Source organism: Streptomyces sp. ALB3, assembly GCF_044385685.1.
Lineage (GTDB): Bacteria > Actinomycetota > Actinomycetes > Streptomycetales > Streptomycetaceae > Streptomyces.
In genome coordinates this window covers 32410-45197 of record NZ_JBISCE010000008.1, presented here as the reverse complement: position 1 = coordinate 45197, position 12788 = coordinate 32410, and the positions used below count along the sequence as shown (strand labels likewise).

The following is a 12788-nucleotide window of genomic DNA, read 5'->3' as shown; positions in this document are numbered from 1 at the left end:
ACTCAGTCGAGGCCGCACCCCGGGGTGGCGGCCACGGGCAGCGGGGCGGGGGCGCCGATGCCGGGCAGGCCGAGCATGACCCCGGCGGGCCGCTCGGCGGGAGCCGCGTTGCGCTTCTCCCAGGCATCACCGGAACGGGTGCGCCGGACGCCCAGGGGCGCTCCTTCGGCGAGCAGGTGGTGCGGGGCCGCGTAGGTGATGTCCACCGTCACCACGTCCCCGGGCCGTACGTCCTCGGAGGGCTTGGTGAAGTGAACCAGGCGGTTGTCGGGGGCACGGCCGGAGAGCCGGTGCGTGGCCCCGTCCTTGCGGCCCTCACCCTCCGCGACCATGACCTCCAGGGTGCGGCCGACCTGCTTCTTGTTCTCCTCCCAGGAGATCTCCTCCTGGAGGGCGGACAGACGCATGTAGCGCTCCTGGACGACGTGCTTGGGGACCTGTCCCTCCATGTCGGCCGCGGGGGTCCCGGGACGCTTGGAGTACTGGAAGGTGAAGGCGTTCGCGAAGCGGGCCTCACGCACGGCGTGCAGGGTCTGCTCGAAGTCCTCCTCGGTCTCACCGGGGAAGCCGACGATGATGTCGGTGGAGATGGCGGCGTCCGGCATGGCGGCGCGCACCTTCTCGATGATTCCGAGGAAACGCTCCTGGCGGTACGAGCGGCGCATGGCCTTGAGGATCGTGTCCGAGCCCGACTGCATCGGCATGTGGAGCTGGGGCATCACGTTCGGCGTCTCGGCCATCGCCGCGATCACGTCGTCGGTGAAGTCGCGCGGGTGCGGTGAGGTGAAGCGGACGCGCTCCAGACCGTCGATCGTGCCGCAGGCCCTCAGGAGCTTGGAGAAGGCCTCACGGTCGCCGATGTCGGAGCCGTAGGCGTTCACGTTCTGTCCGAGCAGCGTGATCTCGCTGACTCCCTCGGCCACGAGCGCCTCGATCTCGGCCAGGATGTCACCGGTCCGGCGGTCCTTCTCCTTGCCCCGCAGTGCGGGGACGATGCAGAAGGTGCAGGTGTTGTTGCAGCCCACGGAGATCGACACCCACGCGGCGTACGCGGACTCACGGCGGGTGGGCAGCGTCGAGGGGAAGGCCTCCAGGGACTCGGCGATCTCGACCTGCGCCTCCTCCTGGACCCGGGCGCGCTCCAGGAGCACCGGCAGCTTGCCGATGTTGTGCGTGCCGAAGACCACGTCCACCCAGGGGGCGCGCCGCACGATGGTGTCGCGGTCCTTCTGTGCCAGACAGCCCCCGACGGCGATCTGCATCCCCGGGCGCTTCGTCTTCATCGGGGCGAGGCGGCCGAGGTTGCCGTAGAGCTTGTTGTCGGCGTTCTCGCGCACCGCGCACGTGTTGAAGACGACGACGTCGGCGTCGCCGTCGGAGCCCTCAGGGGCGCGCACGTATCCGGCGCCCTCCAGGAGCCCCGACAGGCGTTCGGAGTCGTGGACGTTCATCTGGCACCCGTAGGTGCGTACCTCGTAGCTCTTCTGGACGTCCACTGCTTCGCTCCGGTTGCCGCTGGTCATGGGACAAGGGTAGGCGCTGGCGGCGCGTCTCCCGCCGCCGGAGCCCGTCCCCCGGGTCCGCCCTGGCCAGGACGGGGCACGGCCTGGCAGGATCGCGCCATGCAGCACGCACTGTCCCGGTTCGGCCGGCGCCGCACCCTTCAGGGGGGCGCCGCCGCGGTGGTCGTGCTCGGGCTGCTGCTGTGGTGGGTGCTGCCCATCGGCAAGGAGGAGCCGAGCGGGTCGCTCACGTTCTCCACCGGTGTGCGGAGCGGGGTCTACCAGCGCTACGGGCAACGCCTGGAGGGTGCGCTGGCCAAGGGGATGCCCAAGGTGTCGATACGGCTCCGGACCAGCGAGGGCTCCCAGCAGAACATCGAGCGGGTCGCGACGGGGAAGGCGGACTTCACCATCGCCACCGCCGACGCCGTCGCCACCTACCTGCACAGCGGCAAGCCGGGCGCCGGGCGACTGCGCGGCTGCGTCCGGCTGTACGACGACTACGTCCAGCTGATCGTGCCCAGGGACTCCGGAATCCGCGAGGTCGCCGATCTGCGGGGCAAGCGCGTGGGGGTGGGGCAGCCGGGGTCCGGGGTGCTCCTCGTCGCGGACCGGCTGATGAAGGCGGCGGGCCTCGACCCGGCCGCGGACATCACTCCCGTCCAGGCGGGGATCGACACGATGCCCGCCCGGCTGGTGGACGACCGGCTGGACGCCTTCTTCTGGTCCGGCGGGCTGCCGACCGGCGCGGTGCAGGATCTCTCCGAGAAGTTCGCGATCCGGCTGGTGCCGCTGGAGGAACCACTGGTCACCGAGCTCCAGGCGGCCGGCGGGTCCACGCGCTACTACCGCTCGGCCGTGATGCCGGCGGACGCCTATCCGAACGCTCAGCAGGGTCAGGCCCTGCCGACGGTCGCGGTCTCCAATCTGCTGATCACCACGGACCGCACGGACCCGCTGATGACCGAGGCGTTCACCCGGGCGGTGATCGACAGCCGGGACCGGATCGGCCGCGAGGTGCACTCGGCGCAGCTCGTGGACCTGCGGACGGCGATCTACACCGATCCGCTGCCGCTGCACGAGGGCGCCAGGCGCTACTACCGCTCGGCCAAGCCCTGACGGCACGGAGCGGGGCTCACGCGTGCGGAGGGTGGCGCGGCACGGTGACCGTCACCCGCAGGCCGTGGGGCTCGTTCCTGTCGTAGCGGATCGATCCGCCGCCCGCGGCGAGCAGGGCGTGCGAGATGGAGAGTCCGAGACCGGATCCCTTGACGTTCTGGTGCCGCCCGCTTCGCCAGAAGCGGTCGCCGACGCGCTCCAGCTCCTGCTCGGTCAGGCCGGGTCCGTGGTCCGCGACGACGACCGTGGCGCCCTCACCGTCCGATCCCGCCGTGACCCGGACCTCCTCGCCCTGGGGGGTGAACTTCAGCGCGTTGTCGATGACGGCGTCCAGCGCGCTGGAGAGGGCGATGGGGTCGGCCCAGCCGGTCACCGCGGGCGCCCCGTCGAGGGTGAGCCGTACGCCCTTGTCCTCGGCCAGCGGACGCCACGACGCGATCCGCTCTCCGGTGAGCGCGGCGATGTCCGTGAGCTGGAGATCCGCCGCCGTGTGCTCGGCCAGGGCCAGGCCGAGCAGGTCGTCGAGCACCTGGGCGAGCCGTTTGCCCTCCGTGCGGACCGAGGCGATCTCCTCGTTGCCCTCGGGGAGTTCCAGCGCCAGGAGCTCGATCCGGAGCAGCAGAGCGGCCAGCGGGTTGCGCAGCTGGTGCGAGGCGTCGGCGACGAAGGCGCGCTGCTGCTCCAGCACGTCCTCGACGTTGTCGGCCATCTCGTTGAACGAGCGGGCCAGGCGCCGGAGCTCGGGGGGCCCGCCGGACGTGACGACCCGCGACCTCATCCTGCCGCTCGCGATGTCGTGGGCGGCCCCGTCCAGCACCCGTACGGGCAGCAGCACCCATCCGGTGAGGCGGAAGGCGGCACCGACCGCCACCAGCATGGCCGCGGCCTCCCCGAGGGCGATGAGCAGCCAGCCGCGCAGTGTCCGGGAACGCATGTCACCGGTGGGCGAGTCGGTCACGACGACGGCGACCACGTCTCCGTCGCGCACGACCGGGGAGGCGACGACGATCCGGTTGTCCTGCCACGGCCAGACCTGCGGCGGGTCGTGGGAGCGGCGGCCGAGGAGAGCCTCCTTGAAGGCCTCCCGGCCTTCGCCCTCGGCCGGCAGTGCCCAGGAGGAGGGAGCCTTGGCGAGAGCCCTGTCGTCCCGGTAGAAGACCCCGGCCCGGATCCCGTACACGGAGTCGTACGCCTCGAGCTCGGTCTGCAGGATCCGCTGACGTTCCCCGGCGCCGCCGACGGGTTCGCTGACGAACTGGGCCAGCGCGCCGAAGCGCGCGGTGTCGTCGATCCGGTCGATGACGACCCGCTGCTGTTCGGCGGCGGCCACCCGCACGGCGAGCGGGAAGCCGAGGGCGAGCAGCACGGCGGCCATCAGGATGATGAGCAGGGGGAGCAGGCGGGTGCGCAGCGTACGTCCTCAGGCCGACGGTGGGACGAGCCGGTAACCGACGCCTCGTACGGTCTCGATCAGTGCGGGAAGCCGCAGCTTGGAGCGCAGCGACGCGACGTGCACCTCCAGGGTGCGTCCCGTCCCCTCCCAGCTCGTCCGCCACACCTCGCTGATGATCTGCTCCCGGCGGAAGACCACTCCGGGGCGCTGGGCGAGCAGTGCGAGCAGGTCGAACTCCTTGCGGGTGAGCTGGACCTCCTGGCCGTCGACGCTGACCCTGCGGGTGGGAAGCTCGATGCGGACCGGCCCCATCCGCAGGGCGGCGAGCGGGGTCGGGCCGGTGTCCTCCCCGGACGTCCTGCGCCGGGCCACGGCGTGGATCCGCGCGAGGAGCTCACCCGTGTCGTACGGCTTCACGACGTAGTCGTCGGCACCGAGGTTGAGGCCGTGGATGCGGGAGCGGACGTCGGAGCGCGCGGTCACCATGATCACCGGGATCGCGGAGCGCTTGCGGATCTTTCCGCACACCTCGTAGCCGTCCTGGTCGGGCAGCCCGAGGTCGAGGAGCACGACCCCGAAGGGTTCCTTCTCCGCCGGCAGCAGCGCCTGCAGCGCCTCCTCACCGCTGCGGGCGTGCACGACCTGGAAGCCGTGCCGCGCGAGCACCGCGGACAGGGCGGCCGCGACATGGTCGTCGTCCTCGACGAGCAGCAGTCTCATGACCCCCCTCTCCGTCTCATCTCTTGTCTCATGGTCCTTCACGATGGCCGGGAACCGTGGGTGACGTCCACCGGTGTTCCGGCCGGCGAACCTCTCCGTACGGCAGCGATTCACGTCGTCCGCGTATCAGGGCATCCACGCTGATGACGGGTGTGCCAGTCAAGTCCCCGCCCGTTGCCACCGGGTTTCCGTTACCCACCCGGTACGCCCCCGAGCACGCCGTGTCGTCCCGTTCACACGGTGTGTCCGGTTGCGGCCGGATCGTTATGCTCAATTTCCGCTCAGATGTAATGACGCTGGTAGCACTGCGTCACTAGGGTCCTTGCCTAACCGAGGAGGACGGAGCAAGAAGCCGATGAGCGGAGTTTCAGTGACCAAGGCCGCCGAGGATGCCGCACCTGCGGGAGACGACCTTGTCGTACTGAGCAACGTCAACAAGCACTTCGGCGCGCTGCATGTGCTCCAGGACATCGATCTGACCATCGCCCGTGGCGAGGTCGTCGTAGTCATCGGGCCCTCCGGGTCCGGGAAGTCCACGCTGTGCCGCACGATCAACCGCTTGGAGACGATCGACTCGGGCGCGATCACGATCGACGGCAAGCCTCTGCCCCAGGAGGGCAAGGAGCTGGCCAGGCTGCGTGCCGATGTCGGCATGGTCTTCCAGTCGTTCAATCTCTTCGCGCACAAGACGGTGCTCGAGAACGTGATGCTGGGCCAGGTCAAGGTCCGGAAGATGGACAAGTCCGCCGCGGAGAACAAGGCGCGTTCGCTGCTCGACCGGGTGGGCGTGGGCACGCAGGCCGACAAGTACCCGTCGCAGCTGTCCGGCGGCCAGCAGCAACGTGTCGCTATCGCACGCGCGTTGGCGATGGACCCCAAGGTCATGCTGTTCGACGAGCCGACGTCCGCGCTCGACCCGGAAATGATCAACGAGGTGCTGGAGGTCATGCAGCAGCTCGCCCGGGACGGGATGACGATGGTCGTCGTCACACACGAGATGGGCTTCGCCAGGTCGGCGGCCAACCGGGTCGTCTTCATGGCGGACGGCAAGATCGTCGAAGAGGCGACGCCCGACCAGTTCTTCAGCAACCCGCGCAGCGACCGGGCCAAGGACTTCCTCTCGAAGATCCTTCACCACTGATCCCGGACAGCTGTCCGCAGGACCAGCTGATCACCCACATCGCGTCAACCCCAGGGAATTCCACCATGCAGCTTCGTAAGGTCACCGCCGCCTCGGCCGCCGTGCTCGCCCTCGCCCTCACCGCCACCGCCTGCGGGTCCGGAGACAAGGACGACGACGCCGGCTCGGGCGGCGGTAAGAAGATCACGATCGGCATCAAGATCGACCAGCCCGGTCTCGGCCTGAAGACGCCCGACGGCAAGTTCACCGGCTTCGACGTCGACGTCGCCACGTACGTCGCCAAGGAGCTCGGTTACGACGCCAAGAACATCGAGTTCGTCGAGACGAAGAGCGCCGACCGCGAGACGGCCATCGAGCGCGGCGACGTGAAGTTCATCGCGGCGACGTACTCCATCAACGACGAGCGTCTGCAGAAGGTCGACTTCGCGGGCCCGTACCTGCTGGCCCACCAGGACGTCCTCATCCGGGCCGACGAAAAGACCATCAAGTCGCCCGAGGACCTCAACAACAAGAAGCTCTGCTCCGTCACCGGCTCGACCTCCGCGAAGAACGTCAAGGAGAAGCTGGCGCCCAAGGCTCAGCTGCAGAACTACGGCGGTTACTCCGAGTGCCTCACCGGCCTGGAGAACAAGGCTGTCGACGCGCTGACCACGGACGACTCCATCCTGGCCGGGTACGCGGCGCAGGACGCCCACAAGGGCAAGTTCAAGCTGGCCGGCTTCAAGATGACCAACGAGAACTACGGCATCGGTCTCAAGAAGGGCGACGCCGACCTCAAGAAGAAGATCGACGCCGCGCTGACCAAGATGGTCTCGGACGGTTCCTGGGACAAGGCGGTCGAGGCCAACTTCGGCCCCGCCGACTACAAGAACGAGAAGGCGCCGGAGATCGGCAACATCGTCAAGTAGGACTCCCATCGCCGGGCGGTCCGAAGCCGGGCTGATGAGGTACGCCGCCGGCGAGGCGGCGTACCGAGCCCTCCCCACACGTGGAAGCACGGGAGATCGTGTTCGACTTTCTTGAAGGTTACGACCTACTGGGGGCCTTCTGGGTGACGGTGAAACTCACCGTCTACTCCGCCCTCGGTTCCCTCATATGGGGAACACTGCTGGCCGGTATGCGGGTCGGCCCGGTCCCCCTGATGCGCGGGTTCGGCACCGCTTACGTGAATATTGTCCGCAACATCCCTCTGACCGTCATCATCGTCTTCGCGTCCCTGGGCCTTTTCCAGACCCTGCAGGTCACCCTCGGGGGCGGGGACGACTTCGAGGTCATCAACTTCCGGCTCGCGGTACTGGCGCTCAGCCTCTACACGGCCGCCTTCGTCTGCGAGGCGCTGCGCTCCGGCATCAACACGGTGCCCGCGGGCCAGGCAGAGGCGGCCCGAGCGCTCGGGCTGAGCTTCACCCAGGTACTGCGGCTGATCATCCTCCCGCAGGCCTTCCGCTCGGTCGTGAACCCCCTGGCCAACGTGTTGATCGCCCTGACCAAGAACACCACCGTCGCCGCGGCGATCGGCGTGGTCGAGGCGGCGTACCTGATGAAGGACATGATCGAGGCCGAGGCACAACTGATCCTGATCTCCGCCATCTTCGCGTTCGGATTCATCTGCCTCACCCTTCCGACCGGGCTCCTCCTCGGCTGGGTGAGCAAGAAGGTGGCGGTGAAGCGATGACGACGTCCGTTCTCTTCGATGCGCAGGGACCCCGCGCCAAGCGGCGCAACGTCCTGTACACCGTCATCTTCGTAGCGGCTCTCGCGGTCGTGGGGTGGTGGCTCTACACCAGTCTCGACGAGAAGCACCAGCTCGACTGGGTCAAGTGGGAGCCCTTCTTCACGAGCTCCCAGCCCTGGGAGACGTACCTCTGGCCGGGGCTCCAGAACACGCTCAAGGCCGCGTTCTTCGCCCTCCTGATCGCGCTGCCGCTCGGAGCGCTCTTCGGTATCGGGCGGTTGTCCGACCACCGTTGGGTGCGCATGCCCTCCGGTGTCGTCGTGGAGTTCTTCCGCGCCATCCCCGTCCTGATCCTCATGATCACGGCGAACGCCGCGTACTCCGAGTTCACCGACATCGCCAGCGACGTGCGCCCGCTGTACGCGGTCGTCACGGGTCTGGTGCTGTACAACGCCTCGGTCCTCGCCGAGATCGTGCGGGCCGGAATCCTGTCCCTCCCGCAGGGACAGACCGACGCCGCGAAGGCGATCGGCATGCGCAAGGGCCAGACGATGCGGTTCGTCCTGCTGCCGCAGTCCGTGACCGCCATGCTGCCCGCGATCGTCAGTCAGATCGTGGTCATCGTGAAGGACACCGCGCTCGGCGGTGCGGTCCTCACCTTCCCCGAGCTGCTCGCTTCGGTCCGTCCGATGAGTGCGAACTACGGGGCGAACACCATCGCGTGCTTCACCATCATCGCTCTGATCTTCATCGCGCTGAACTTCGCCATCACCTCGTTCGCGAGCTGGCTCGAAGGCAGGCTGCGGCGCGGCAAGAAGAGCACGGGCGTGGTGGTGGGCGGCGGCCCCGACGGGGGTCTCAAGACCATCGGCACACCGAAGCTCGTGACCGACGACGGGCGCGCCACCTGACGGGCCGTCGACGATTGCACCTACGGGGGGCGCCGGCGTTTCCGCGGCGCCCCCCGCCACGTTCCCGGGTCACTTGACGCACGCATCGCCAGTCGGTTGCATACGTTCTGTGATCCCGTCCCGAACCACCCCCGCCTCCTCCTCTCCCCCTCCCTCTCCCACGACCTCGACGATCGGCGCCGGAAGGATCACACCGTGGACCCGGTGATCGTCGTCGGCGCCGGGCCGGTCGGGCTGGCGCTGTCGCTCGCCCTCGCCGCGCAGGGCGTCCCTTCCGTCCTGCTCGACGAAGGGCCCGGCAAGGACGAACCGCGTCCCGCGCGCACCGTCGTGCTGCGCGAGGACACCGCGGACCTGGTGGAACGGCTCGGCTGCCCGACGCTCCGTCAGGAGGGACTGCGGTGGGCGGGCTGGCGGTCGGTGCGGCGCAAGCAACTGGTACGGGCCGTACCGCTGGGCGAGGAGCAGGGCACCGTCCCGCTGCCCTCGCCCGTCCATCTCCCGCAGCACGCGCTCGCGGGAGGGTTGCGGACCGCGGTCGCCGCGCGGGACCTGGTCACCATGGTCCCGTTCAGCAGGATCGACACCCTGGAGCAGGACGCGCACGGCGTCACGGTGCACACCCGGGAGCCGGAACCGACCTGGTGGCGCGGCAGTTACCTGGTGGGCTGCGACGGTGCGCGGTCCACCGTGCGCAAGCTGCTGGACATCGGGTTCCCGGGCCGTACGGCGGTCGAGCGGCACGCGGTAGCGGCGCTCCGGGCCGAACTGCCCTGGCCGGGCGAGGCCGTGCTGCACCGGGCTCCGCCCTGGCGCACCGGCGGTTCCGAGGTCACCGCGCGGCCCCTCCCCGACGGCGTCTGGCGGCTGGACTGGCTCCTTCCGCCGCGTGGTGAACTCGTCACCCCGGACGCCCTGATCACCCGCATCCGCGACACCCTCGAGGGCTGGTGCGGTGAGACGCCGGCCTACGACCTGCTGGACACGGGCGTGTACACGCTGCATCACCGACTGGCCAGGCGCTGGCGCGTCAAGCGCGCCTTCCTCGCCGGGGACGCGGCGCACCTGCTGGGCGCGCTCGGCACCCAGGGCCTCGACGAAGGGCTGCGGGACGCCGAGAACCTGGCCTGGAAGCTGGCCCAGGCCTGGCACCGAAGCGCCTCCGAGCTCCTGCTGGACAGCTACCAGGCCGAGCGCAGGGCCGCCGTCGCCTCCCGGTTGCGGGCCGCCGACCAGTCACTGCCGATACTGCGGGGCGGCGCGGGCCTCCGGACGCTCGTGCCCGGGACCTCGCGCGGGCACGACACCTTGCTCGCCGACGGCCATCTCGGGTGCGGGCCTCTGGGCGCGCCCCCCTCGTACGCGCACTCCCCCCTTTCGCCTCAGCACTCCGAGGCGCACGCCCCCGTGGGAACGGCCCCCGGCGCGCCGGCAGCCGACGTGCGGGTGACCGCGCCCGACGGGAGGACGGTACGGCTGCGCGAGCGGCTGGGCCTCGGCCACCTGCTGGTGATCCTGGTCGCACCGGGCACCGGGGTGTGGGACAGACGGCACTGGCTGACAGCGGGCGTCATGCCCCGGCTCGTCGACGCGGTGGACGCACTTCCCCTGAAGGCCGAACTCCTGGTGACCGAGGGCTACCCGGGGGCGACGGCCCATACGGTGCTGCTGGTCAGGCCGGACGGACACCTCGTCGCGGCCTTCAACGGGGTGCGGCCCGCAGAGCTCTTCGCGGCGGCCGACGCGGCACGCGGGGGCGGCGCGGACACGGCGCGCGAGGACGACGCGCACACTCCGTCGGGTTCCGGCCGGACCGCCGACGTCAATTGACCGCCACGGGCGCACATGGTGTACTCCAGACCATGACCGACACCGACGTGCGCCTGTGGCGGAGGGTCCATATGGACCTCGTCCGCTACGCGGGCTGCGTGTGTCGCCCGTCCTGCTGAATCGCACCCATCCGGCGAGCCGCGCTGTGTCGCGCGCGGCCGTGCCTCCACGCGACTTCTTCTCAGGACGGTCTCTGTGTCTGCATCCTCTTCCTCCACGCCCACGTCCGTGTCCACCGTCGACACGGACCCGCCGGTCCCGGCCGCCGTCGGCCCGGAGGCCGCTCCGGCCGTGAGCGCGGGCGGTCCGCCCCCGACCGCCACGGAGCTGCTCGACTTCGTCCGCCGGACCGCGAAGGACGAGGCGCTCGTCGCCTCGCTTCCGCTCGATCCCGAAGGGCGCACCTGGCTCCGGCTCGACGGCCCCGGCGGCAGCGAGGCCTGGCTGATCAGCTGGCCTCCGGGTACCGGCACCGGCTGGCACGACCACGCCGAGTCGACGGGCGCCTTCACCGTCGCCGCGGGCGCCCTCAGGGAGCACTCGCTGGCCGCCCGCCTGCCCACCGACGGCTGGAGGACACTCGAACTGAGCGAGGGCATCGACCGGGACCGGCTCCTGGCCGCCGGCCAGGGCAGGGCGTTCGGCCGTCATCATGTCCACGAGGTGCTCAACGAGTCCGGCGAGGAGCACGCCGTGTCGGTGCACGCCTACTATCCGCCCCTGCCACGGATCCGCCGCTACAGCCGCACAGGAGCGGTCCTGCGCCTGGAGCAGACCGAGCGCCCGGAGGACTGGCAGTGAGCAGCGGCAGCCAGGGCCGCCGGGAGCAGGCGGGAATCGACGAACTGCTCGAGCGGGTGCGGTCGGCCTACGAGCGGATCGGCCCCGAGGAGGCCGCGGCTGCCGAAGGCGCACTGCTGGTCGACATCCGGTACGCGGCGCTGCGCGAGAAGGACGGCCTCATCCCCGGGGCCCTGGTCGTCGAGCGCAACGAGCTGGAGTGGCGGCTCGATCCGCAGGGGAGCCACCGCCTGCCGCAGGCGGTGAGCCACGATCTACGGATCGTGGTGATCTGCAACGAGGGCTACGCGTCGAGTCTCGCGGTCGCCTCCCTGCGTCAGCTGGGACTGCACCGGGCCACCGATCTGACCGGCGGCTTCCAGGCGTGGCGCGCGGCCGGGCTCCCGGTCGCCCTCTGACCTGGAGCACCCGGCTCACCCTTCCTCCGTGACCGGCTTCTCCTCCCCACGGCACACCTCCCGGACGGGGAGCCGAAACGGCCGGTGACCCTGTCACCGGCCGTTTCGGCTGCGGACAGGCCCGAATGAGCCGCGGGCCACTCGAACGCCGCTCCCCGGTGGAGCAATCGCCGCACGCGACGGACATTCACCTCATCACCGAGGACCGGAATGTACGGAGATGTCGTGCCGATGGAGATCGCTCAGCTCACCCCGGACCAGCTCGACGCACAGGCCTCCCGGCTCCATGACACGGACGCCTGGCAGCGCATCGTCAGGGACTGGGAACGCACCGCGCCGGAGCACCCGGCCGCGGAGCTCTCAGCCGCAGAGCCCTCAGCCTCGGAGCCTTCGGTCCCGGCAGGCACCGCCTCGGAGCACCCGGCCCCGGGGGGCACCGCCCCGGAGCCCGCGTCTCCCGCGTGCGTACGGGTCGACGAGGCACCGCCCGTACACCCGGCCGACTGGCGGGACCTGCTGTCCGTTCCCGTCGACCGGCTGATCGAGGACTCGCTGCGGACCATGCCCGCGCGACGCCCCCGTGAGCGGCCGCTCCCCGGACGCCTGGGCGCCGTGCTGCCCGAGCGCGTGCACGCGTGGCGTCGCATCGGGCAGCCCGATGTGCGTCCGTCGGCCCATCTCGGCTACGCCCGGCAGATCCTGACCGAATGGGGCTGGCAGAACACGCCTTACCGCCTGCGCAACGCCCGCGGCGCCCGCTGTCTCTGCGGGGCCATGCTGACCGCCCACCGGCTCGGCTACGGATCACTGGAGACCGTCGACCACGCCGGCGCCTGGCTCGTCACCGAGCTGCGCTCGCAGGGCTGGACGGGCCTGATCGGCCCCTGGAACCGGCAGCCCGGCCGCACGGCCGCCGAGGCTCTGGCGTTGCTCGACGCCACGATCGAGCGGGCGTCCCTGGCGGGCCACTGAGCACGGCCGTGCCGGCGTCCGTCCGGCCCGGACGCGGGCGGCCGACCAGCACTCCCGTCCACGAGCGCCTCGGTCTCCTCACGGACCCGCAGATCGGCCGAAGCACCCATCGCCTTCCCCATGGCCCCGGGCGCGGCCCGGCGGCGGTGGCCCCCTCCGCCACCGCCGCCGGACGACCCCCTCGGGGCCTGTGCGCTGCTCCCTGAGTCCTGCTCCACGCCGAGTGCGGAGCTGTTCCCCCGTGCGCACCCGGCCGACGCGCCTCAGCGCCTGCCGCTCGGCTGCCACGCCCCCCGGTCCCGTCCACAGGAGCCGGCAGGTGCTCC

The 12788-nt window shown here is 70.5% G+C and carries 13 protein-coding genes; 10 read left to right on the top strand and 3 right to left on the bottom strand.

Annotation, left to right across the window (positions count from 1 at the left end):
- Positions 1–2: 2 nt before the first annotated feature.
- The gene (gene miaB / locus ACHFIV_RS07160; protein WP_398964787.1) at positions 3–1523 is read right to left on the bottom strand and encodes a tRNA (N6-isopentenyl adenosine(37)-C2)-methylthiotransferase MiaB; all 1521 of its coding nucleotides are present in this window, start codon (positions 1521–1523) and stop codon (positions 3–5) included.
- Positions 1524–1622: 99 nt separating this feature from the next.
- Here miaB and ACHFIV_RS07155 point away from each other — a divergent pair, with 99 nt between their 5' ends.
- Positions 1623–2621: a TAXI family TRAP transporter solute-binding subunit gene (locus ACHFIV_RS07155; RefSeq protein ID WP_398964785.1), complete on the top strand. Its 999-nt coding sequence runs from the start codon at positions 1623–1625 to the stop codon at positions 2619–2621.
- Positions 2622–2637: 16 nt separating this feature from the next.
- On the opposite strand, the gene ACHFIV_RS07150 is transcribed toward ACHFIV_RS07155, so the two are convergent.
- On the bottom strand, positions 2638–4032 hold the full coding sequence (locus ACHFIV_RS07150) for a sensor histidine kinase (protein WP_398965930.1): 1395 nt from the start codon (positions 4030–4032) through the stop codon (positions 2638–2640).
- A 9-nt stretch (positions 4033–4041) separates the two neighbouring features.
- A complete protein-coding gene (locus ACHFIV_RS07145) occupies positions 4042–4734 on the bottom strand; it encodes a response regulator transcription factor (protein WP_398964783.1) in 693 nt (230 codons plus the stop codon).
- Between the two features lie 355 nt (positions 4735–5089).
- Here ACHFIV_RS07145 and ACHFIV_RS07140 point away from each other — a divergent pair, with 355 nt between their 5' ends.
- The 9 genes from ACHFIV_RS07140 to ACHFIV_RS07100 all read left to right on the top strand — a co-directional run bounded on the left by ACHFIV_RS07140 (position 5090) and on the right by ACHFIV_RS07100 (position 12462).
- Positions 5090–5875 carry an amino acid ABC transporter ATP-binding protein gene (locus tag ACHFIV_RS07140; RefSeq protein WP_398964781.1) on the top strand — a complete coding sequence of 262 codons (786 nt, stop codon included), beginning with the start codon at positions 5090–5092 and terminating at the stop codon, positions 5873–5875.
- A 65-nt stretch (positions 5876–5940) separates the two neighbouring features.
- The gene (locus ACHFIV_RS07135; protein WP_398964779.1) at positions 5941–6783 is read left to right on the top strand and encodes a glutamate ABC transporter substrate-binding protein; all 843 of its coding nucleotides are present in this window, start codon (positions 5941–5943) and stop codon (positions 6781–6783) included.
- 98 nt (positions 6784–6881) lie between these two features.
- Complete coding sequence (locus tag ACHFIV_RS07130; RefSeq protein WP_398964777.1) at positions 6882–7550, top strand: amino acid ABC transporter permease; 669 nt, start codon at positions 6882–6884, stop codon at positions 7548–7550.
- Positions 7547–8461, top strand: a complete 915-nt coding sequence (locus ACHFIV_RS07125; protein ID WP_398964775.1) for an amino acid ABC transporter permease — start codon at positions 7547–7549, stop codon at positions 8459–8461. The genes ACHFIV_RS07130 and ACHFIV_RS07125 overlap by 4 nt, the downstream gene beginning before the upstream one ends.
- Before the next feature lie 195 nt (positions 8462–8656).
- Positions 8657–10291 (top strand): FAD-dependent monooxygenase, encoded by a 1635-nt coding sequence (locus tag ACHFIV_RS07120; protein ID WP_398964773.1) that lies wholly within the window; start codon positions 8657–8659, stop codon positions 10289–10291.
- Positions 10292–10323: 32 nt separating this feature from the next.
- Complete coding sequence (locus ACHFIV_RS07115) at positions 10324–10410, top strand: putative leader peptide (RefSeq protein ID WP_311605579.1); 87 nt, start codon at positions 10324–10326, stop codon at positions 10408–10410.
- A 76-nt stretch (positions 10411–10486) separates the two neighbouring features.
- The gene (locus tag ACHFIV_RS07110) at positions 10487–11092 is read left to right on the top strand and encodes a cysteine dioxygenase (protein ID WP_398964772.1); all 606 of its coding nucleotides are present in this window, start codon (positions 10487–10489) and stop codon (positions 11090–11092) included.
- Positions 11089–11490 carry a rhodanese-like domain-containing protein gene (locus ACHFIV_RS07105; protein WP_398964771.1) on the top strand — a complete coding sequence of 134 codons (402 nt, stop codon included), beginning with the start codon at positions 11089–11091 and terminating at the stop codon, positions 11488–11490. The genes ACHFIV_RS07110 and ACHFIV_RS07105 overlap by 4 nt, the downstream gene beginning before the upstream one ends.
- 231 nt (positions 11491–11721) lie before the next feature.
- Entirely contained in the window at positions 11722–12462 is a 741-nt protein-coding gene (locus ACHFIV_RS07100; RefSeq protein WP_398964769.1) for a DUF6197 family protein, read from the top strand.
- Positions 12463–12788 lie beyond the last annotated feature (326 nt).

Bases quoted from the DNA above. Each gene is read 5' to 3' on its own strand.
- miaB (WP_398964787.1), bottom strand. From the start codon at position 1,523: ATGACCAGCGGCAACCGGAGCGAAGCAGTGGACGTCCAGAAGAGCTAC.
- ACHFIV_RS07155 (WP_398964785.1), top strand. From the start codon at position 1,623: ATGCAGCACGCACTGTCCCGGTTCGGCCGGCGCCGCACCCTTCAGGGG.
- ACHFIV_RS07145 (WP_398964783.1), bottom strand. From the start codon at position 4,734: ATGAGACTGCTGCTCGTCGAGGACGACGACCATGTCGCGGCCGCCCTG.
- ACHFIV_RS07140 (WP_398964781.1), top strand. From the start codon at position 5,090: ATGAGCGGAGTTTCAGTGACCAAGGCCGCCGAGGATGCCGCACCTGCG.
- ACHFIV_RS07135 (WP_398964779.1), top strand. From the start codon at position 5,941: ATGCAGCTTCGTAAGGTCACCGCCGCCTCGGCCGCCGTGCTCGCCCTC.
- ACHFIV_RS07125 (WP_398964775.1), top strand. From the start codon at position 7,547: ATGACGACGTCCGTTCTCTTCGATGCGCAGGGACCCCGCGCCAAGCGG.
- ACHFIV_RS07115 (WP_311605579.1), top strand. From the start codon at position 10,324: ATGACCGACACCGACGTGCGCCTGTGGCGGAGGGTCCATATGGACCTC.
- ACHFIV_RS07100 (WP_398964769.1), top strand. From the start codon at position 11,722: ATGGAGATCGCTCAGCTCACCCCGGACCAGCTCGACGCACAGGCCTCC.